Below are 19,903 nucleotides of genomic sequence, written 5' to 3' on the forward strand. Positions count from 1 at the left end.
GCACCGCACGCCGACCGGTCGGCGAAGGGCTCCGGCCGGCCCCGGAGGCCCCGTCCTCCGGGGCCGGCTGCCGCCGTGCGCCGGCTACCCCGGGGTGACCAGCTTGCTCAGCGCGAGGCCGATCCGGTCCACGGCCTCACCGACCTCCTCGGGCTGCCGGGCGGTGAAGCAGAGCCGGAAGAACCCCGGCGCGGGGCTGTGCATCGTGCCGCCGGGGAGGAGGGAGACCTCCGTGGGAGGGCCGGCCAGGTGGTTGAAGAGCCACAGCTCGTCCCGGTCCAGCCCGCTGCCGGCCGTGACCGGAAGCGGGGCGTCGCCGTGCGCGCCCTCCGGCGGGCGCTTGCCGAGGTACTCCTGGAGGTCGAGCCAGAAGAACTGGGCCGGGTTGTCACCGTCCAGGTACACGAACTCGATGTCGTTGGCGACCAGCCGGTCCTTCACCTTCTCGAAGCTCCCGCTCAGCAGCTCGCGGTAGCGCCGCATCGCGTAGTCGGTGTACAGCTCCGAGCCGGCGCCGTTCACCGTGCTCGACAGGAGCGAGCCGATCACGTAGTGCTTCAGCGAGTCGAAGGGCGTGAACCAGGACTGCGGGTGCTTCTTTTCCTCGATGCCCGTCGTGCCCAGCATCGCCCGCTGCACCGGCCCGTACTTGGAGACCAGGAAGCCCGTCCGGAACCCCGACAGCCCGAAGTCCTTGGCGAAGCCCCACACCACGTGGATCCGCTCGGGGTTCCGCCGGTAGGCGTCCAGGGCCACCGCGCTGGTGAACGGGATCCGGCCGCCGTCGACCTGCGAGTGGCAGTAGATCTCGTCGGAGACGATGTGCAGGTCGGTCTCGTCGATCGCCCAGGTGTAGATCTCCTCCAGCAGTTCCTTGCCGTAGTTGACGCCCAGCGGGTTGTGCGGGTTCGTCAGCACCAGCAGCCTCGGCTGCCGGGCGGTCTGCCGCTCGTACTCCCGGAACCGCTCCTTGATCAGGTCCAGCGTCAGCCGGAACCGTCCGGGGCCCTCCGTCGGCAGGTCCACCGGGACGCACGTGAGCCTGGGCCGCTGTTCGAACGACCAGTTGAACCCCTGCCAGTACGGCGCCGGCAGCAGCACGGCGTCCCCCTCGACCAGCGGCGGCGGGCCGGGCTCGCCGGGCCTCGGTGCGTCCTGGAGCGCGAAGGCGAGGCACTCCAGCGCCGAGGCGACGCCCGCCGTCCCGAAGACGTCCCCCGCCGCCACCGGGGCGTCCCACGCCTTGGCGAGCAGCGCCGCCACCTGCCCCCGCAGTTCCGGCGTGCCGTACGCGGACATGTAGTGGATGTACGGCTCGGGGAGCAGGGCGGTGTGGTCGAACACCGCCTTCTGCATCGAGTCGTCGTAGACGAGGACGTTCTCCGCCACGGAGAGGTCGACGGCGGAGTCGGGCGCCAGGTGGCGGTGGTAGAAGGCGAGTGCCTGCTCGAAGTCGGGGATGCGCGCGAGCAGCTCGGCGGCCTCGTTCGGGCCGGTGGGGGTGACGGGGGTGGTCATGGTGGGGAGCACTCCTCCGGGTCGGCCGGATTCGCCGGATTCGCCCGCCGGTCACGGAACGTGGCGACATCGGCATGGTTCGCATACAGATAGTGTCAGCGCACCACGCCCCCGAGACCCCCGCCAGCGATCGGCACCCATCCGGCGACGGCCGGCGGCCGGCGGCACCCGTCACGCCGGGACGACCCGTACCGGCGGAGGTCGCGCGAAGGTCGGGCCGACGTCGGGGCGAGGTCAGGCCGACGCCAGCGGCTTCGCCCAGCGGGTCCACTGCGGCTGCGGCCCGTACCCTGCGGCCTGCCAGGTCCGGTGGCCGAGGAGGTTCTCGTCCAGCACCATCGCGTCGGCCCGCCGCCCGCCGAGAGCGGCGAAGCGCTCCTCCGCGGCGGCCAGCAGGGCGGCGCCGATGCCCCGGCGACGGTGATCCGGGTCGACGGCCAGACGGTAGAGGTGACAGCGCCAGCCGTCCCACCCGGCGATCACCGTGCCGAGCAGGACGGCCGGATCGTCCGCCCGTACCGCGACGATCAGGCACTCCGGGTCGCGGGCCAGCAGCGCGGCCACCCCGGCCGCGTCGTCGGTGATGCTGGTGCCCTTCGCCGCGCGGGCCCAGAGGGCGAGTACGGCGGGGATCTCGTCGGGGGTGGCGGTGCGCAGCGCGTGGTCGGTCATGCCGCCGTGTCTACCAGGGCGTTCGCACCCGCCGCCGGGAATTCCGCGGAGCGGGACGGGCCCCGGCCGGCCGCAGCAGACCCGCAGCAGGCCCCCGGCGGTGCGGGATGCGCGGCGGGGCGGCCCTCAGCCGCCCGCCAGCGACCACACGGTGGTGGTCTTCAGCGCCGCGTCCTCCAGGTCCGCGACCACCGGGACCTCGTACTCGGCCAGCTCGGTGAACCGTCCGCGCGGCAGGTAGGCGCGGCCCGGGTCGCCCACGATCACCACCGCGCCCCGGGCCCGGGCGCGCTCCAGGAAGGGCAGGAAGCGGGCCGCCATCGCCCGCTCGTAGAAGACGTCCCCGGCGAGCACCACCTCGGCCGGGGCGCCGTCGCCGTCCAGCAGGTCCGCGAACGCCGCGTCCACCCGGACGCCGTTCGCCTCGGCGTTGACCCCGATCGCGGCGACCGCGTACGCGTCGATCTCGGCCGCCCGCACCGAGGCGGCCCCGCGCAGCGCCGCCGCGATCCCGACCAGCCCGGAGCCGGCCGCGAGGTCCAACACCGTCCGGCCGCCGACCAGTTCCGGGTGGTCCAGCACGTAGCGGGCCACGCCGACCCCGCCCGCCCAGGCGAACGCCCAGAACGGCGGCGGCAGTCCGCGCTCGCCCCGCGCGTCCTCGGTCGTCTCCCAGAGCGCGATGGCGTCCTCCGCCATGTGCAGGTTCACCTCCGGCACGAACGGCACGGGTCGGACCACCGTCTCGCGGCGCACAAACTCCCGGTCCGACCGGGCAGTTGCGGCGGACTCGGCCGGTCGCGTCTCGTTCAGCATGCGTGCAGCATAGAGCCCGTGACCAGGTGCTCCGCCCACCCGACCACTCGGACGGCCCCGGCCGCGCCCGGTCCGCGCCCCGGCCCGCGCCCCGGCCCGTGTCCCGGACACCGGTCCGCGAGGTGCTCCCGCTCCGTGTCCCGGACGGCCGAAAGACGACCCGCGGACCCGGCCGAACGGCCCCGCACAACGGGTAGGTACTCCGCGTGGTCGGCACGGGGCCGGCCGGAGACGGGGGTCGGCGATGTCGGACAAGGCGCTCACGGGCAAAGCGCTCACGGACAAAGCGCTCGCGGGCAAGGCGGCGGTCGTCACGGGCGGCTCGCGCGGGATCGGGCGGGCCGTCGTCGAACGGCTGACGGCGGACGGGGCGGACGTCGTGTTCGCGTACGCGGGCAACGAGGCGGCCGCGGCCGAGGTGGTCCGCACGGTGCGGGCCAACGGTTCCGGCCGGGCGCACGCGGTACGGGTCGACCTGGGCGAGCCCGACGGCGCGGAGCGGCTGATGACCGCGGCCGAGGAGCACCTCGGCGGGCTGGACATCCTCGTCAACAACGCGGCGCTCACCTTCACCAGGGCCACGCTCGCCGAGACCGACCCGGCCGACTTCGACGCCGTCCTGGCCGTCAGCGCGCGCGCCGTCTTCCTGACCCTCCGCTACGCGGCCCGGCGGATGCGCGACAACGGGCGGATCGTCAACATCTCCAGCCTGAACACCCGCCGCCCCACCGACGGCATCGCCGCCTACCTCGCCGGCAAGGGCGCCCTCGAACAGCTGACGGCCGCCGCCGCCCTCGAACTCGGCCCGCGCGGCATCACCGCCAACACCGTCTCCCCCGGTCCGGTCGAGACGGACCTGCTGCGCGCCGTCAACCCGCCCCACGCCCTGGAGGTGGTGGCCGGGCTGACGCCGCTGCGGCGGCTCGGGCAGCCGTCGGACATCGCGGACGTGGTGGCCTTCCTGGCCGGACCGGACGGGCGGTGGGTCTCCGGGCAGAACCTGGGGGCCACCGGCGGACTCGGCTGACGGGGTGACGGGGGCCGCAGGCCCCGGCGCGCCGGGGCCGCCCGGGTCCGGCGCGGCCCGGGTGGTCCGGCCCGCCGGGAGGGGCCGGGCCACCCGGGCCGCGCGCCGCCACCGACGCGGTGCCGGCCGGCACGCGACCGGCCGCGTGCCCCGAGAGGTGCCCGGCGCAACCCGGATCACGCACCGCCACCCGATGCGTACCATTTCGATACCGAAGCCTGGGTGAGCTGCGAAGATGCTCGCTCCCCGGGGCCGGGCACGGGTAGCATCCGGCACATGCCATCCGGCCCGGTGCAGGCGGCTCAGCGCTGCCCTGCCGGCCTGCCGGGCGGCGGACTCGCGCGGGCCGGTCGGTGGTGCCCGCGTACTCGGTACGCGCGCCAGGGCAGTCGCGCGAACGGCGAAGGGCAGCGTCTTGGCGGATCGACTCACCGGTGGCGACTCCTCACTACTGCGGCGGATCAACGCCGCGGTGACCCTCCGGGCGCTACGCGCCGGCCACGCTGTGACCCTCACTCAGCTGGTCGGCGACACCGGACTCTCCCGGCCGACGGTCGAGGGCGTGATCGAGGGACTGGTGGAGACCGGCCTGGTCGCCGAGGTCGAGCAGCCGCAGAACGGCAGCCAGCCCGGCGGCGGCAGGCGCGGGCGGCCCGCCCGCTGGTTCAGGTTCCGCGCCGAGGCCGGGCACATCCTCGGCATCGAGATCGGCGTCCACGACATCCGGATCATCCTCGCCGACCTCACCGGCGAGGTGGTCGGCAGCCACTTCCGGCCGGTCGAGGAGACCCTCGACGCGGAGGAGCGGCTCACCGCCGTGCGGTCGGTGGTCGCCGAGGTGCTGCGCAAGGCCGGTGTCTCCCGGGACAACCTGTGGGCGGTCGGTGTCGGCACCCCCGGCATCGTCGACCGCGACGGCACCGTACAGCTCGGCACCGCCATGCCCGGCTGGACCGGCCTCGACCTCGGCGCCCGCCTCCGGCGCTCGTTCCGCTGCCCGGTCCTCATCGAGAACGACGCCAACCTCGCCGCCATCGCCGAGCACTGGCAGGGCGCCGCGGTCGGCGCCGACGACATGGTCTTCGTGATGGCCGGCCTCAGCCCCGGCGCCGGCTCCCTCATCAACGGCCGGCTGCACCGCGGCTTCGGCGGCGCGGCCGGCGAGATCGGCGCCCTGCACCTGCTGGGCCAGGAGGTCACTCCCGAGCGCCTCCTCTCCACCACCGGCAAGCCGCTCAACCCGCTCGACGAGGCGGCCGTCGCCCGGGTCCTCAAGCTCGCCCGCGAGGGCGACGAGGTCGCGCAGGTCGCCATGGACCGGTTCCTCACCCGGCTCGTCCAGAGCGTCGCCGCCCTCGTCCTCGCCATCGACCCCCAGCTGGTGGTGGTCGGGGGCTGGGCGGCCGGCCTCGACGGCGTCCTCGACCCGCTGCGCCAGCGCCTCGCCCAGTTCACGCTGCGCGCGCCCGAGGTCGCCCTCGCCGCCCTCGGCTCCGAGGTCGTCGCCATGGGCGCCCTCCGGGTGGCCCTCGACCAGGTCGAGGAACAGCTCTTCGCCGTCAACCCGCCGGCCACGGACCCGGCGGCCCCCGCCCGCGTGTGAACGGAGCGGCGGCCGACGGGAGCTCCTCCCGTCGGCCGCCGCACGTGGTCCCGCCCCCGGCGGGCGTTCTCTCCCGCCCTGCGGCGGGCGCCCGTTCAGCCCTCCGGCGGCTGCCGGTCCGGGCCGGTCAGGAGCACCAGTCCCGGGTCGAGCTCCCGACGGACGGCCCCGGACGGGAGGCCGTGGAGGGCCCCGGCGGCGGCCGGGTCGAGGACCAGCGCCTCGGGCATGGCGCCGAGCACCGCGGTGTCGCCGCGCACGACCGCGTCCCAGTCGAACTCGACGGTCCGCCCGGTCCGGTCGACCACCAGCGCCACCGTCTCGCCGGGGTGGTCCCGCACCTCGCCGAGGAGGACCTCCTCGACCGTGCGGGCCTCCTGCGGCGTCAGGCCGTCGAGGTGGTAGGTCTGCTTCTCCCAGCCGAAGGGCTCGTGCGCGAAGGAGCAGATCACGTTCGTGTCCGCGTCGAACCACCACTCGACGGTGAGCGGTCCGAGGGCGAACCCGACCAGTTCGGCCACCCGGTCGGCGGGCAGCCGGACCTGGTCGCCCTCGACGTCCAGCAGGACCGCCGTACCGAGACCCGGGTGCACCAGGGTGACGCCCGCCCGGCCGAACGCTCCGGCCAGCGCCTCGAACCGGTGGCGGGAGGTCCGGGTGCGGTACCAGGCCACGAACGCGTCATTCGTCGTCACAGTCGTCGTCCTCCATGCTGAAGAGGAACACGTTGTCCTTGCCGAACACCTTCTCCGCCTTCCGGATGACGGAGTCCGGCGTCGTCGCCTCGTCAAAGTAGTAGATCGCCTTCACTCCGGCCATGTCCGCCGCGTACTTCCCGATCTTGAGGGCCTGCCCGAACTTGGAGGCGTTCAGGGCCTTCGCCCCGCCCCCGACGAAGACGTACTCGCCGTTGGGACCGTACACGTCGAGACCGGACGAGCCGACGTTGGGCATGACGATCTTGATGTCCTGCCCGTTCGCGCCCTTGGCGACCGTTCCACCGATCATCCGGGCGACCCGCTCCTCGCGGCTCAGGCCCAGCCCGTTGGGGTCGTAGGGCGACCCGTCGCAGGACGGGGCGTCGACCGTCGGCGGCTTCTTGCCGCCCCTGCCCTCGCCGTCCGTGCGCGGGGTCCCGTCGAGGGCTCCGAGCGGGAGACGGCCGGCGGCCTGGGAGTCGGCGCAGGCGTCGAGGGTGCCTCCGGTGCCGCAGCCCGCGCCGGGATCGGCGGGGTTGTCGATGTGCGGGTCGGGGCTGCCGCTGTCGAGCGGGGTGGGGAGCTGGACGGGGTCGGAGAAGTCGATCAGCAGCCGGCGGAGCGTCTCCCAGAGGTGCCGGATGCTGACCTGCGGCCCGCTCTTGGTCCAGGAGCCGTCGGAGTAGTGGGAGGTGATGAAGGTGGTGTCGGTGGTCCAGGTGTCGGTGCGGGTGTAGAGGTAGGTGTCGTCCCACCAGTGGCTGACCTCGGTGCGGACGTCCTGGGTGACGGCCCGGGTGGTGCCGGTGAGGTACGGGGGCGGGGGCGGTGTGGGCCGGGGCTTGGGCGGCTGTGCTCCGGTGCCTGTGCCTGTGCCTGTGCCTGTGCCCTTACCCGTTCCGGTGCCCTTGCCGGTACCGGCGCCGGTGACCCCGACCGCCTTCGGCACCCCGCTGGTGCCCGGGTCGGTCGCGGCCTGCGGGCTCGCGCCGGTGCCGGTGGAGACCGGGGTCAGGCTGCCGTCGGCGTTGACCAGCTCGTAGATGAGGTAGCCGGCGACGGCCACCACGACGATGGTGCCGACGACGAGCGCGACGACGCAGCCGACGCTGCAGAGGGCGGCCGCTCCGGCCGCCTCGGCGACCGTGGCCCCGGCGGCGATGATCTCGCCGCCCGCGACGGCGACCGTCTCGGCGGCGACGGCGCCCGCGCTGAGCGCCGTCTCCACGACGGCCGCTCCCGCACCGGCGAGGGCCCGGAGCCCGGACGTGATGGCCCCCGCACTGATGTTGAACCCGCCGATGCTGAAGTGGCCGCTCGGGTCCCAGTTGCCGACCGGGTCGGCGTTGCCGTACGCGTAGCGGTTGGTGGCGGCGGCGGAGCCGAGACCGGGCACGCGGTCGTCGGCGGAGGTGAAGGTACCGGTGCCCGGGTCGTACCAGCGGGCCTGGGCGTGGACCCGGCCGGTGGCGGGATCCGTCCAGCCGCCCTGGTACCCGAGGTCGGGGGCGCTGCCGGAGGAGGCGGTGCGCTTGCCGAAGGCGCTGTAGGAGCGACCGGCCGCCAGCGCGCCGCTGCCGGTGTCGGTGGTGCCGAGGACGTCGTGGTGGGCGTTGGTGAGCAGGGTGCGGGCGGTGCCGCCGCCCGCGGGGGCGGCCGCGAGCGGGGTACCGTCGAGGGTCCGGGCGTAGGCGTAACTGCCGTCGGAGTCGGGCTCCTTGGCGAGGCCGGGGTAGGTGAACGCGGCGGCAGCGGCGCCACCGGCGGTCGCGGCGGTGAGCCGGTCGAGGGCGTCGTAGGCGTAGGAGCGGCCGTCGACGCCGGTCAGCCGGCCGAGCGCGTCGTAGCGGTTGGTGGAGGAGCCGGTGACGGCGCCGGACGCGTTCTTCGTCGTGGCGGTGGCGAGGGTGCCGCGCGGGGTGAACGTGTAGGCGGCGGTGGAGCCGTCGGGCGCGGTGGTGCCGGTCAGGCGGTTGCGCGGGTCGTAGGCGGCCGTGGTGGTCCCGGTGGTGGTGTGCTGCGCGGGCGTGCCGGTCCAGTCGACGACGGAGGTGCGGTTGCCGACGGCGTCCCAGGTGTAGTCGGTGCCGGTGGCGGCGGTGGTGTTGTGCGTCCGGGTGAGGCGGCCCGCCGGGTCGTAGCCGTACTGCTCGCCGTGCGGGTCGGCGGTGCCGGTGGAACCGCTGGTGAGCATGCGGCCCGACGGGTCCCAGCTGTAGGTGAGCTGGGTGGAGACGTGGCCGGTCGGGTCGGTGACGGTGTCGGTGGTGATCCGGCCGAGCCCGTCGTGGCCGAGGGTGCGGGTGGGGCCGGGGGTCTGGCCCGAGCGGCGCTGTTCGGTGGTGACCTGGCCGGCCAGGTCGTGGGTCAGGGTGCGGGTGAGGCCGGAGAGGCTGTCGGTGACGGTGCCGAGGTCGTCGTTGCCGCTCCACGTGTAGGTGACGCGAGCGCCGCCGGGGGCGGTCTCGGTGAGCGGACGGGCCGCGGTGTCGTAGGTGTAGGCGCTGGTGCCGAGCGGGCCCTGGCTGCCCTTCAGCAACCCGCGGTCGTCCCAGGCGAACGTCTGGGTGCCGCCGGGCGCGGAGGCGGAGGTGATGCGGCCGGCGAGGTCGTAGCCGAACGCGCGGGAGGCGTCGGCGTCGCCGCCGGTGCCGTTCTCGGCGACCGTCCGGCCGAGTCCGTCGTACGTGAACGCCCTACGGACGCCGCCGGGTTCGGTGACGGTGACGGGCTGTCCGGCCGCGTCGTAGGCGCTGGTCGTGGTCCGGTCCGCGGCGGACTGGTCGGCGGCCACGGCCGGCAGGGACTGCGCCTCGGCCAGGCCGAGGGTGTTGTACCGCTGGTGGGTCGCGTTGCCGTTGGCGTCGGTGATCCGGGTGAGCCGGCCGAGCAGGTCGTGGCCGAGGCCGGTGACCGGGGCGGACGCGGCGTCGCCGGGGCGGACCTGCGGGTCCGTGAAGGAGGTGGCCTGGTTGCGGGCGTCGTACGCGGTGCGCCAGACCTGGCCGCCGGGGTCGGTGAGGGTGACGACGTTCCCGGCCGCGTCGTAGCCGTAGCCGGTCCGGGTGAGCACGGTGCCCGCCTGGTCGGCGGACGACGTGGCGGTGGCCCGGCCGGCCAGGTCGTACGTGGTGGTGGAGGTGCGGCCGAGCGGGTCGGTGACGGTCGAGACGCGGCCCGCCAGGTCGTAGGCGTAGCGGGTGGTGCCGCGGCCCGCCGGGGTGCTGGAGGTCAGCTCGCCGAGCTTGTCGTAGGTGTAGCCGGTGGAGGTGTCGCCGAGGGTCTCGGAGAGCACGTCGCCGAAGTCGTCGTAGGTGTAGGTGGTGGTGTACCGGTCCGGGGTGGCGGTGCCGTTGCGGACCACCGAGGTGGCGGAGAGCCGTCGGTCCATGCCGTCGTAGACGGCGAGGGACTGGGCGCCGGACGGGTCGATGACCGACAGGACGTTGCCGTTGTCGTCACGGGCGACGACGGTGACGCCGGGCGTGGCTCCCGGGGCGGCCGGCGGGAGGGTGGTGCGGACGAGCCGGTCCCGCAGGTCGTAGGTGAAGGTCGTGGTGCGGCCGAGCGCGTCGGTGGCCGAGGTGGTGTTGCCGTCCGCGTCGTACGTCCACTTCCGCACCGGGTTCAGCGCGGTGCCCGCGCCCGGCGGGGTGTAGGCCGGCAGCCTGGCCTCGGTCCGGTGGCCCTGCTTGTCGTAGAGGTAGCGGGTGACCAGGCCGGTGGCGTCCCGGACGTCGGTCAGTTCGCCGAAGGTGTTGTAGCCCCGGGTGCCGGTGGCCTGCTGGGCGGCGGGGGCGGCGCCGGGGGTGCCGTCCTCGACCGGGGTCGCGGGGGTACTCGTGGCGGAGAGCCGGCCGAGCAGGTCGTAGCCGTGCGTGGTGGTGTACGCCGGGTCGGCCTGGCCTGGGGCGCCGGGCTGCGGCATGCCGCGCGGGTCGGTGGTGGCGAGGACCCGGCCCTGGGTGTCCCGGCGGAAGCCGGTCACCAGGGCGGTGCCGGCGTCGGGCCGGACGAGCGTGCGGACGAGCTGGCCGGTGGTCTGGTCCCAGACGTTCTCGCGGGTCTCGGTGCGGGTGCCGTCGCTGATCGTGGTCGCGGTGACCAGCCCGGCCGTGTCGTAGGCGCTGGTGGCCGTCCGGCCGAGGCCGCCCGGGTCGGCGGTGGTGGCGGTGAGGCGGTTGGCGGCGTCGTAGGCGTAGGTCGTGGTGCGGGCGGTCGGACCGCTGCCTCGGACGTCCTTGACGACGTTGCCGGCCTTGTCGTACGTGAAGGTGTGGAGGGTGATCTCGCGGGTGCTCGTGCCCGCCTGGTTCACCAGGGAGTAGGTCTCGGTGAGCACCAGGTCGTCGGCCGTGTAGGTGTACGTGACCAGGTGCTGCATGGCGTCGGTGGCTGCGGCGAGACGGCCGCCGGCGTCGTAGGCGAAGGTCTGCAGCCGGACGCTGCGGGGCGGCGAGTTGGCGGCGGGGTCGTCGACGAAGTCCTTCAGGTCGACGGCGACGAGTCGGCCGTTGGTGTCGTAGCCGTAGACGTAGTGCGCGCCGTTCGGGCTCCAGGTGTCGGTGACGTTGCCGAGCTGGTCGTACGTCACGCGCTTGGTGGTGACGCCGTCCTGGGTGACGGTGGTGAGCCGGTCCTGCGCGTCGTAGCCGTAGGTGGTGGTGCGCGGCGCGTCGCCGCCCTGGGCCTGCGCGGTGAGGTCGGTGACGGTGCGGCTCGCCAGGTTGTTGTCCGGGTCGTAGGCGTAGGTCGTGCGGGCCTGGTGGGTGACGCCGGTGACCGGGTTCGTCACGGCGGCGCCGGTCTCGGTGGCCAGGCGGCCGGCCTTGTCGTAGGTGTAGGCGGTGGCCACGCCGTCGGGGTGGGCGGCGTCGGCGACGGTGCGCCGGACCACCCGGCCGAGGTCGTCGAAGAAGGTGTTGAGGATCTGCCCGGCGGGGGTGGTGACCTGGGACTGGTCGCCGCGGTGGGTGTAGCCGTAGGTGGTGGCCCGGCCCGCCGGGTCGGTCACCGACACGGGGACGTTGCAGGTCGAACCGTTGTACTGCGGGGTGGAGTTGACGTTGGGCGGGCTGAGCACCTCCTGGCAGGCCCAGGTGGTGGTGGTCACCCCGCCGGCCGGTCCGGTCTCGGTGCGCCGGCTGCCGGCCGTGTTGTAGGTCAGGGTGGTGGTGTGGCCGTTGGCGTCGGTGACCTCCAGCGGCACGCCGTTGCGCGGGTCACCGGCCCAGTCGCCGTTGCCGTAGTAGGTGGTCCGCTCGGTCAGCGGCTCCAGCGCGGTCCGGTACCGGGTGGTGGTGGTCAGCTGGTTGGTCCCGAAGTTCCAGCCGTACCGGACGACGTTGCCGTTCTCGTCGACGGCGGACGTGAGGTGCCCGAAGGCGTCGTACCCGAACATCCGGGTCCGGCCGGGCGGCGGCGTCGGCGTGCCGTACCAGCGGTAGGCCAACTGGCCTTCCTGGTTGTACTGGTAGTAGGTGTGGATGCCACGCGGGTCGGTGCGGTGGACGACCAGGTTGGGGGTCGGACCGCTGGTGTCGGTGGTGCGGTCGTACGTCCAGCCGTTGTCCACGCCGGTGGCGGCGTTGTCGGCCCTGCCCACGTGCTGGACCAGGTTGCCGTCGTAGGCGACCGTGGTGACGTTCTCCGCGCGGGCCTTCTGGACCTTGACCAGCCGGTTGGGGCCGCCGGACCGGGACGTCTCGTAGGTGTACGCGGTGCAGTTGCCGCCCGGATCGCAGACCTTGGTCAGGTAGTCGCCGGTGTAGGTGTAGTACCAGGTGACGGCGCCGGTCTCGAAGTGCCGGGAGCTGGTGGAGACCGAGGTGACGTGGCCCCGGTTGTCCCAGTTGAGGAAGAGCCGGCGGTCGGACGACGCCAGGTTGAGCTGCGAGGTGGAGAGCTGCGAGCCCACGTAGTCGCGGTCCAGCCGCAGGTTTCCGGCCCCCTGCTGGCGGGTGATCTGGCGGACCCTGTCCCCCAGGTAGTAGTCCATGCCGCTCATCCGCAGGTGGCCGGCGTCCACCCACTCGCCGAACCCGCTGCCGCCGAACTCCGGGACGAGGGCGCCCCCGGGGTTCCGGCCGAAGTTGACCTTCCGGCCGTCCTCCAGGGCGAGGGTGGAGATGCCGTTCCCCGCGTCGGTGAGGCCCATGTCCCAGATCGACGTCCAGCCGATCCCGAACGAGCCGTTGGTGGAGCCGGCGCTGTTGTACGTCCGCTTGACCTGGAGTCCGATGCCCGGCTGCGGGAGGTCGAAGTCGGTTTCCTGGCGGGTGTAGTTGCCGAGGTAGAGGTTGACGCCGGTGTCGTCCAGGGCGCCCGGGTCGAGGCCCAGGTGGGCGGCGTCGTTCGGCGGCGGGACGACCACCGCGAACATGCTCATCTCGCTGAACGGCGAGGTGTAGCCGGCGTCCTGGACGCGGACCCGCCAGTAGTAGGCGGTGTTCCAGCGCAGCGCGTCGGCCGGCGGCGTGAAGCTCGCGATCGTCCCGAAGGCGCCGGGGTGTGCGGCGACGTTGACCATGCCGGAGCCCCAGCAGCCGCCCACCGCCGGGTCGCTGGTCGGGCAGATCTGGAACTCGGCCGAGGTCTGCGTCGTGCCGTCGTCACCGACGAAGGCGGAGACCGTCGGGGTGCGGGTGGAGACGGTCGCACCGACCGCGGGCCAGCCGTCGCTCGCGGTGGGCGCGTAGTGCGGCACGGTCAGCGCGGCGGCCTGGGAGGCCGGCACTCCGTGGGACGAGAAGAAGCCGGCGCCGTTGGTCCGGTCCGCCATGTCGTAGACCAGCAGGAAGTTCCCGGCCCCGAGGAAGGGGATGACGGCGCTGAGCGTGACGGACTGGCCCGGGGCGACGTCGAACGGCAGGGCGGTGAACGAGGCGGTGTAGTTCACCAGGGTCTGGTCGGACCGGTACAGGTGCAGGCCGAGGTGCTGGCCGGCGGGGGTCCAGGTGAAGTTCGAGGTGTTGGCGACGGTGAGCTGCAGGTATCCGATGGCGTCGTAGCGGGGGGCCAGTTGGAGCTGACCGATCTGGTAGGTGGCTCCGTAGGACTGGGCGGTGGTCTGCGCCGGTGCCTGCGGGGCCGCCTCCGCCTTCGGTGCCGTCTCCGCCTTCGGCGCGGCCAGTTGCTCCAGGGTCAGCGGGGCCGGGCCGGCGGGCGAGCGGCGCCGCTTGCCGGTGTCGTCCACCTCGGGCTGCGGGATGCGGTACTCGGGCAGCGCCTGCCGGGCCGCCAGCTCGTCGAGCTTCCTGCGGTGCTCCTCGGCGTCCGGCGCCGCGGCCGGCCCGGGGGCGGGCTTGCGGGGCGCGTCGGCCGCCTTGATCTCGGCGGCGATCCGGGCGCGCTCCTGCCCGAGCGGGCTGTCGTCGGCGGCCGGCACCTGCGTCGGCGGCGGCTCGGGGGTGCGCGGATCCGCGCTCACCCGGCCGGGCGGCAGCGGTGCGGAGACCACCGCGCGGTCCTTGGGCGCGGCCCAGGCGGCGGCCGGCGGGATGCCGAGACCGACGGCGACCAGCGCCAGGATGAGCAGTTGTGCGACACGACGCGCGGCCGGGCCGTCGCCGATCTTTCCGTACCAGTGCGAGTTCACGGCCCCACCCCAGGATCGCCGGACGCTTGGGTTGCCCGGAACGCTCGGGTCTCACGGAGCGCTCGGGTTGCACAGAGATCGTTCGGAACCTACCGATCCTTGTGCCACAAGCCCAGGGGCGCCCCCGAACGGTTCCCTCCCGTTCAGGAACCCGTGACAACTCCGCGACCGGCGGGGCGGGGGTCGGCGCGGCGGCCGGGCCGGGGCGGACCGCGGTGGTCGCCGCGGCACAAAAACGGCCCGGGCCAGGACGCCTGTGGGAGCGTCCGGGCCCGGGCCTGAGGGTTTTCCGGGAATGGTTCAGGAGGCGGCGGCACCGACCGGGGTCGCGCCGACCGGGGTGACCTCGACGAGTCCGGTCTCGCCGAAGGTGAGCTTGCAGGTGTCGGCCCGGTAGGTGGAGACCGCGAGGGCGACCAGGCGGCCGGCCGCCGCGTACTGGGTGGTCATCACCAGGACCGGGGAGCCGGGCGGGCGTTCCAGCAGCGCGGCCTCGCCGGCCTCGGCGACGCCCAGCTCGACCGAGCGGGACTCGCCGTCGACCTCCAGCCGCTCCAGCTGGCGCAGCACCGAGCGGGCACGGTCGCTCTCGGCCCGGAAGCCGGGCAGGTGCGGCAGCGCGGCGGCGGGCACGTGCAGCGACTCGCTCGCCACGGTCTGCCCCTGGACGAGGCGGACCCGGCGGACGGTGTGGACGGTGGCACCCTCCGGGACACCGAGCGCCACGGCCAGCCGGCCGGCGGCCGGGGCGGTGGTGCAGTCGACGGTGCGCCACGCCTGGCTGCGGGGGGCGCCGGGCCAGCCCTCCTCCTGCCGGTTGACCGGCACGCCGACCCGGGGGGCGGCGATCAGGGTGCCGATGCCGCGCCGGCGGACCAGGCGGCCCTCCAGCTCCAGCTGGTCGAGCGCCTGCCGCAGGGTGGCCCGGGCGACGCCGAAGCGGGCGGCGAGCTCGCGCTCGTTGGGGAGGATCTGACCGGTGGAGAACTCCGTGTCGATGGCGCGGAGCAGCACCGTGCGCAGGTGCCAGTACTTCGGTTCCGGTACGGCCGTGAGCTGCCCTGTCGTCCCCACCGCGTCCTCCACCCTGTTCTCTTCAGTCTGCCGAAAGAGGGCGGATCCGGCCCGCTGTCCGCTGTTGCGGCAGGTGGGAGAGCGGGCTTTTTCCGTCCTTCTTTATTAAAGGTCCTTGCAGTAAGTGACACTAGGGGCTGTGCCGGGAGATGGTCAAGACCAATGGCGGCGCTCGACGTGGTTGCCGCACAGTTTCATGGTGCGTTCACGACAGCTCCGCAAGCGGACGCGTCGGATGACACCCCCCGCCGGGCCTCTCGGTAGGCTGCTCGGGTGATCGTGGTGACGAGTGTGAACGTGAACGGAATCCGGGCTGCGGCCAAGAAGGGCTTCATCGAGTGGCTGGCCGCCACCGAGGCGGACGTGATCTGCCTGCAGGAGGTGCGCTCCGAGCCCGGGCAGCTGCCGGTCGAGCTGCGCGACCTGGACGGATGGCACGCGGCCTGGGCCCCGGCCGCCACCAAGGGCCGGGCGGGCGTCGCGGTGCTCTCCCGCCGGGAGCCGAGCCGCACGGTGGTCGGCTTCGGCTCCGAGGAATTCGACAATTCGGGCAGATATCTCGAAATCGACCTCCCCGGCCTGACCGTGGCCAGCCTCTACCTCCCCTCCGGCGAAGTGGGTACCGAACGCCAGGAGGAGAAGGAACGCTTCATGGCGGAATTCCTCACCCACCTCGGCGCCCTCCGCACCCGGGCCGCCGCGGAGGGCCGGGAGGTCGTGGTCTGCGGCGACTGGAACATCGCCCACCGCCCCGAGGACCTCAAGAACTGGAAGGCCAACCAGAAGTCCGCCGGATTCCTCCCCGAGGAGCGCGCCTGGCTCTCCCGCGTCTTCGACGAGGCCGGCTACGTGGACGTCGTCCGCCGCCTCCACCCCGACGGCACCGGCCCGTACACCTGGTGGTCCTACCGCGGCCGCGCCTTCGACAACGACACCGGCTGGAGGATCGACCTCCAGGTCGCCACCCCCGGCCTGGTCGCCAAGGCCACCGACGCCCGCGTCGAACGCGCCGACACCCACGCCGAACGCTGGTCCGACCACGCCCCGGTCACCGTGGCCTACGACCTCGAGTCCTGACCACCCGTTGACGGCCGCCACAGCGTGTTCACCCACGGTGCACGCACGGCGACCCGGGAATCGGAGCACGGCATGAGCGGCCGTTCCCTGACTACTCCTCACCGGAGCCGATAGCCCTCAGCGCCGACGGGGAGTCGGTGGCCGAGGTCGTCCACCGCAGACCGGCCGACGCCCTCGGGCCCCCGGCCGGGGATGCCGGTGAAGGCCGTGCCGTCCCGGCCGAAGACGTCGCACGCGACGGCCCCGGGAGCCCGGCGTGGCGGGCGGTGCCGCCCGGGGCGGCCTCGGCGAGAGCCGGCGCCCGCACGGGCAGCGCCCTCGCCTGCGGGGCACGGAGCCCGACGGAAGGCAGGCTGTCCGGTCGGGCCGCCGCATCGCGGAGCGCGGGTGCGGCGGCAGGTTCCCGGTGCAGGGCCGCGGGCGGCCGGGCGGTCAGCCCCAGATCATGTTGTCCGCCGGGGTGGCGGTGGGCTGCGGGGTGGCGGTGGCGGTGACAGCGATCGGCGTGGCACCGTCGGTGTCGGAGGCCAGTGCCGGCGAGCAAGCCACCGCGGCGGCGGCGAGGGCGAGGGCGGAGACCGCGGCGGCCTTGGCGAGGGCGGTACGAAGCATGGCGGTGTCCTTCGGAAGAAAAGGGGCGGCGGCGACGTGGATCCGGCTCGCGTCCCGCGGTGACGCTTCGTCCGGCCCGCCGCCCGGAAGCGGTGCTCCCTGGCGGCAGTCACTAGCTTCGCCGCAGCTCAGGGCAGGTGGAAGGGCATTCAGGTGGACGGAATCGTCCCTGGACCGTTCCGGCCAGCGGGGCCGGGATCGGCCGGCAGCCGCTCGTGGAAGGCGGCGACCAGGGGCACCTGCCCACACTGCACCCGCCAGCCGGTGAGCCCCGGCGACACCGCCACCGCCCGCCGGCAGAACGCCTGGGCACGCTGCTCGGCGTCCTCCAGACGGTCGGCGAGCACGAACACCCCCAGCACGGGGTGCGGCACGGCACCGGCGTGGACGCTGACGTGCTCGATCCCCTCCTCGGCGGCGGCCAGCAGCAGCTCACGGGCGTCGTCGGGCAGCTCGGCGGGGCCCGCGGGGGCCTGCAGGGAGACATGAACCAGGTACATGGAACGAGGGTGCCGAATCGGGCAATTCCCATACAGGGGAAAAACCTGGACGGTTCGGGCCCCGGCCGGAACCGTCCAGCCTTCCCCCTGACCCGTCCATTCCAGGAGCACGCTGTGACATGATTCGCTGAACGCGTGTACGAAGAATCCCTGGGGGGACACGTGCTGACCGCACTGGGTTTGGACACCGCCGCCGAGGCCGTCTACCGCGTGATGCTCGCCCACCCCGACGACGGCGTCGCCGCCATCGCGCACCGCCTCGGCCAGGACGAACACCACGTCAGGACCGCCCTCGACCGGCTCAGCGAACTCGCTCTGCTGCGCCCCTCCGCCGAACGCCACGGCCGACTGCGCGCCGTGTCCCCCGACATCGGCATGGAAATCCTGATGGCCCGCCAGCAGGCCGAACTCGCCGCCCAGCAGATGCGCGTCGAAGCCTCCCGCGCCGCCGCCGCCGAACTCATCGCCGAGTACGCGCAACTGCGCCCCGCCGCCGGCAACCCCGGGGTCGAGCAACTGGTGGGGCTCGACCAGATCCGCGACCGCCTCGCCACCCTGACCCGTGAGGTGCGCGAGGAGGTGATGACCTTCGCCCCGGACGGGGGCCAGCAGCCGGAGAACATCGAGGCTGCCAAGCCCCTGGACGCGGCTCTGCTGGACCGCGGGATCCGGATGCGCACCGTCTACCTGGACAGCGTGCGCAACAGCCCGCACACGGTGGAGTACGTGAACTGGCTCGCCGAACGCGGCGGCCGGGTACGCACCGCGCCCTCGCTGCCGACCCGGATGATCCTGGTCGACCGCGCCACCGCCGTCATCCCCGTGCGTGGTGACGACACCGCCGCCGGCGCCGTGGTCCTGACCGGCCACGGCACCCTCGTCGCCCTGTGTGCGCTGTTCGAGAACGTCTGGGCCGGCGCCCAGCCGCTCGGCGAACAGGCCAGCCGCGACGAGCGCGGGCTCAACGCCCAGGAAGCGGCCTGCGTCCGCCTCCTCGCCGAAGGACACACCGACGACGCCATCGCCAAGCGTCTGGGCGTCTCCCCCCGCACCGCACGCCGCGTCGCCACCGACCTCATGGAACGCCTCGGCGCCCGCAGCCGTTTCGAAGCCGGCGTCCGCGCCGTCCAGAACGGCTGGCTCCCCACCCGCCGCACCTGACCGATCACCCGCCACCGCCCGCCCCTCACCCGACGCACAACCCCGGGCGGCTGGACCTTCCTCGCGCTCCTCCCCTGCGGGCCGAAGCGGCGCGGCCCCGACGCGGGAACCCGCCGGGACCGGGGCCCGGCGGGTTCGCGCAGTTTCGGCGGGTGCCTCATCAGGACCTACCAGTCGGTGCCGATGGTGCTGCGGTTGCCGAAGGTGTTCTGGCCGGTGCCCGGGTAGAGGTACATGTCGCCGGTGGACCCCTGAGGCGCCTGGACGGCGGCGACGTCCGACCTGCCGTCGGCGTTGAAGTCACCGCCGACCAGGTCACGCATGATGTTCCAGCCCGTGCCGGCGCTGACCGGGGCCGCGAACCAACCGGTTCCGGTACCCGGGAAGACGTACAGCCTCCCGTCACCCTTGCCGACCGCCGCGATGTCCGCCCTCCCGTCGGCGTTGAAGTCACCACCGGTGAAGCGGTCCAGGTCGTTCCAGCCGTTGCCGGCGTTGATCGGAGCCGCGAAGTACCCGGTCCCGGTACCCGGATACACGTACAGGTTCCCGTCAGCCTTGCCGACCGCCGCGATGTCCGCCCTCCCGTCGGCGTTGAAGTCACCGCCGACGAAGTGGTCCAGACTGTTCCAGCCCGTGCCCGCCGACCAGGACGCGCCGAACGCCCCGGTGCCGGTGCCCGGGTAGACGTACAGCTTCCCGTCGCCCTTGCCGACGGCGGCGATGTCCGCCTTCCCGTCACCGTTGAAGTCACCCGGCGTCATATTGGCCAGCGAGTCCCAGCTGGTACCGATCAGGCTCCGCTCACCGAAGGTACCGACCCCGGTGCCCGGGTACAGGAACATCTTCCCCGTCGCCGCGTCCACCGCGGCCAGGTCGGTCCTCCCGTCGCCGTTGTAGTCGGCCGGCGCGAAGCCCGTCATCCCCACCGGGGTGGCCGGCGGAGGGGTGCTGTTGTCCTCGACGACCTTGTTGTACCGCAGGGCCACGTAGCTGCTCGCCGGGTAGCTCGATATGTTTCCGCTGTAGACGTTCCCACTCCCATAGGTCATGTCGGTCCGCGAGTTCGACTGGTGGAGGTAGGTGAAGTCCCCGGTCGCCTGGTTGTTCCACCGCACGAAGAGCACGACATGGTCGCTGATGTTGTCCAGCGCGTCGCCGGGGCGCAGGTCGCTCTTGTTGATGCGCGCGGTCAGCGACCGGCTGTCGAGGGTCTGGGTGGTCGCCGAGCCGAGGCCGGTGGCCGACAGGTGCCAGGCCATCGCGATGAACCCCGAGCAGTCGGTGCGGTACGAGTGGCCGTCGCCGTCCCCGTACGTCGCACCCTGGTTGTACTGGACGTCCTGGGCGTCCCAGTACTGGGCGCGCGACAGGATCTCGGACCGGTTGACGGGGCCTCCGAGGGAGGAGCCGGCCTGGGCGGGCGGTGCGCTCAGGCCGGCGGCGGCCATGGCGGCGAGCAACGGGGCGAGCACTGACGGGCGGCGGAAGACGCTGGTCCTGGGCATGGCTGACTACCTCGATCTGCTGAAGGGTGGGTGTCGGAGA

Annotated in this window: 13 protein-coding genes; 4 read left to right on the forward strand and 9 right to left on the reverse strand. The window is 73.6% G+C overall.

The window, feature by feature from the left end:
- Positions 1-84: 84 nt before the first annotated feature.
- The 3 genes from ABZY91_RS09745 to ABZY91_RS09755 form a co-directional block, all read right to left on the reverse strand.
- Entirely contained in the window at positions 85-1,518 is a 1,434-nt protein-coding gene (locus tag ABZY91_RS09745) for a pyridoxal phosphate-dependent aminotransferase (RefSeq protein WP_355401159.1), read from the reverse strand.
- A gap of 234 nt (positions 1,519-1,752) precedes the next feature.
- Positions 1,753-2,190 carry a GNAT family N-acetyltransferase gene (locus ABZY91_RS09750; protein WP_329884107.1) on the reverse strand — a complete coding sequence of 146 codons (438 nt, stop codon included), beginning with the start codon at positions 2,188-2,190 and terminating at the stop codon, positions 1,753-1,755.
- A gap of 126 nt (positions 2,191-2,316) precedes the next feature.
- Positions 2,317-3,006 carry a 50S ribosomal protein L11 methyltransferase gene (locus tag ABZY91_RS09755; protein WP_355401161.1) on the reverse strand — a complete coding sequence of 230 codons (690 nt, stop codon included), beginning with the start codon at positions 3,004-3,006 and terminating at the stop codon, positions 2,317-2,319.
- A 244-nt stretch (positions 3,007-3,250) separates the two neighbouring features.
- Between ABZY91_RS09755 and ABZY91_RS09760 the strand changes: the two genes are divergently transcribed.
- Together ABZY91_RS09760 and ABZY91_RS09765 are read left to right on the forward strand one after the other, a co-directional pair.
- Positions 3,251-4,033 carry an SDR family oxidoreductase gene (locus ABZY91_RS09760; RefSeq protein WP_355401163.1) on the forward strand — a complete coding sequence of 261 codons (783 nt, stop codon included), beginning with the start codon at positions 3,251-3,253 and terminating at the stop codon, positions 4,031-4,033.
- A gap of 415 nt (positions 4,034-4,448) precedes the next feature.
- Positions 4,449-5,636: an ROK family protein gene (locus ABZY91_RS09765; protein ID WP_329884113.1), complete on the forward strand. Its 1,188-nt coding sequence runs from the start codon at positions 4,449-4,451 to the stop codon at positions 5,634-5,636.
- Between the two features lie 95 nt (positions 5,637-5,731).
- Here ABZY91_RS09765 and ABZY91_RS09770 read toward each other — a convergent pair whose 3' ends face one another.
- The 3 genes from ABZY91_RS09770 to ABZY91_RS09780 all read right to left on the reverse strand — a co-directional run bounded on the left by ABZY91_RS09770 (position 5,732) and on the right by ABZY91_RS09780 (position 15,005).
- Complete coding sequence (locus ABZY91_RS09770; RefSeq protein ID WP_329884115.1) at positions 5,732-6,331, reverse strand: hypothetical protein; 600 nt, start codon at positions 6,329-6,331, stop codon at positions 5,732-5,734.
- The gene (locus ABZY91_RS09775) at positions 6,318-13,931 is read right to left on the reverse strand and encodes an RHS repeat-associated core domain-containing protein (RefSeq protein ID WP_355401165.1); all 7,614 of its coding nucleotides are present in this window, start codon (positions 13,929-13,931) and stop codon (positions 6,318-6,320) included. Before ABZY91_RS09775 ends, ABZY91_RS09770 begins: the two co-directional genes overlap by 14 nt.
- Before the next feature lie 300 nt (positions 13,932-14,231).
- Positions 14,232-15,005, reverse strand: a complete 774-nt coding sequence (locus tag ABZY91_RS09780) for a GntR family transcriptional regulator (protein WP_329884152.1) — start codon at positions 15,003-15,005, stop codon at positions 14,232-14,234.
- 273 nt (positions 15,006-15,278) lie between these two features.
- Here ABZY91_RS09780 and ABZY91_RS09785 point away from each other — a divergent pair, with 273 nt between their 5' ends.
- Positions 15,279-16,082 carry an exodeoxyribonuclease III gene (locus ABZY91_RS09785; RefSeq protein ID WP_355401167.1) on the forward strand — a complete coding sequence of 268 codons (804 nt, stop codon included), beginning with the start codon at positions 15,279-15,281 and terminating at the stop codon, positions 16,080-16,082.
- Positions 16,083-16,514: 432 nt separating this feature from the next.
- Here ABZY91_RS09785 and ABZY91_RS09790 read toward each other — a convergent pair whose 3' ends face one another.
- Positions 16,515-16,694, reverse strand: a complete 180-nt coding sequence (locus ABZY91_RS09790) for a hypothetical protein (protein WP_329884121.1) — start codon at positions 16,692-16,694, stop codon at positions 16,515-16,517.
- A gap of 149 nt (positions 16,695-16,843) precedes the next feature.
- On the reverse strand, positions 16,844-17,194 hold the full coding sequence (locus tag ABZY91_RS09795; RefSeq protein WP_329884123.1) for a hypothetical protein: 351 nt from the start codon (positions 17,192-17,194) through the stop codon (positions 16,844-16,846).
- 162 nt (positions 17,195-17,356) lie between these two features.
- Here ABZY91_RS09795 and ABZY91_RS09800 point away from each other — a divergent pair, with 162 nt between their 5' ends.
- Positions 17,357-18,355 (forward strand): LuxR C-terminal-related transcriptional regulator, encoded by a 999-nt coding sequence (locus ABZY91_RS09800; protein WP_355401240.1) that lies wholly within the window; start codon positions 17,357-17,359, stop codon positions 18,353-18,355.
- A gap of 167 nt (positions 18,356-18,522) precedes the next feature.
- Here the strand turns inward: ABZY91_RS09800 and ABZY91_RS09805 are convergent, their stop codons facing one another.
- A complete protein-coding gene (locus tag ABZY91_RS09805; RefSeq protein ID WP_355401170.1) occupies positions 18,523-19,863 on the reverse strand; it encodes a VCBS repeat-containing protein in 1,341 nt (446 codons plus the stop codon).
- Between the last annotated feature and the right edge of the window lie 40 nt (positions 19,864-19,903).

The organism is Kitasatospora sp. NPDC002965 (assembly GCF_040611255.1).
Lineage (GTDB): Bacteria > Actinomycetota > Actinomycetes > Streptomycetales > Streptomycetaceae > Kitasatospora.

Bases quoted from the DNA above. Each gene is read 5' to 3' on its own strand.
- ABZY91_RS09745 (WP_355401159.1), bottom strand. From the start codon at position 1,518: ATGACCACCCCCGTCACCCCCACCGGCCCGAACGAGGCCGCCGAGCTG.
- ABZY91_RS09750 (WP_329884107.1), bottom strand. From the start codon at position 2,190: ATGACCGACCACGCGCTGCGCACCGCCACCCCCGACGAGATCCCCGCC.
- ABZY91_RS09755 (WP_355401161.1), bottom strand. From the start codon at position 3,006: ATGCTGAACGAGACGCGACCGGCCGAGTCCGCCGCAACTGCCCGGTCG.
- ABZY91_RS09760 (WP_355401163.1), top strand. From the start codon at position 3,251: ATGTCGGACAAGGCGCTCACGGGCAAAGCGCTCACGGACAAAGCGCTC.
- ABZY91_RS09790 (WP_329884121.1), bottom strand. From the start codon at position 16,694: ATGCTTCGTACCGCCCTCGCCAAGGCCGCCGCGGTCTCCGCCCTCGCC.
- ABZY91_RS09795 (WP_329884123.1), bottom strand. From the start codon at position 17,194: ATGTACCTGGTTCATGTCTCCCTGCAGGCCCCCGCGGGCCCCGCCGAG.
- ABZY91_RS09805 (WP_355401170.1), bottom strand. From the start codon at position 19,863: ATGCCCAGGACCAGCGTCTTCCGCCGCCCGTCAGTGCTCGCCCCGTTG.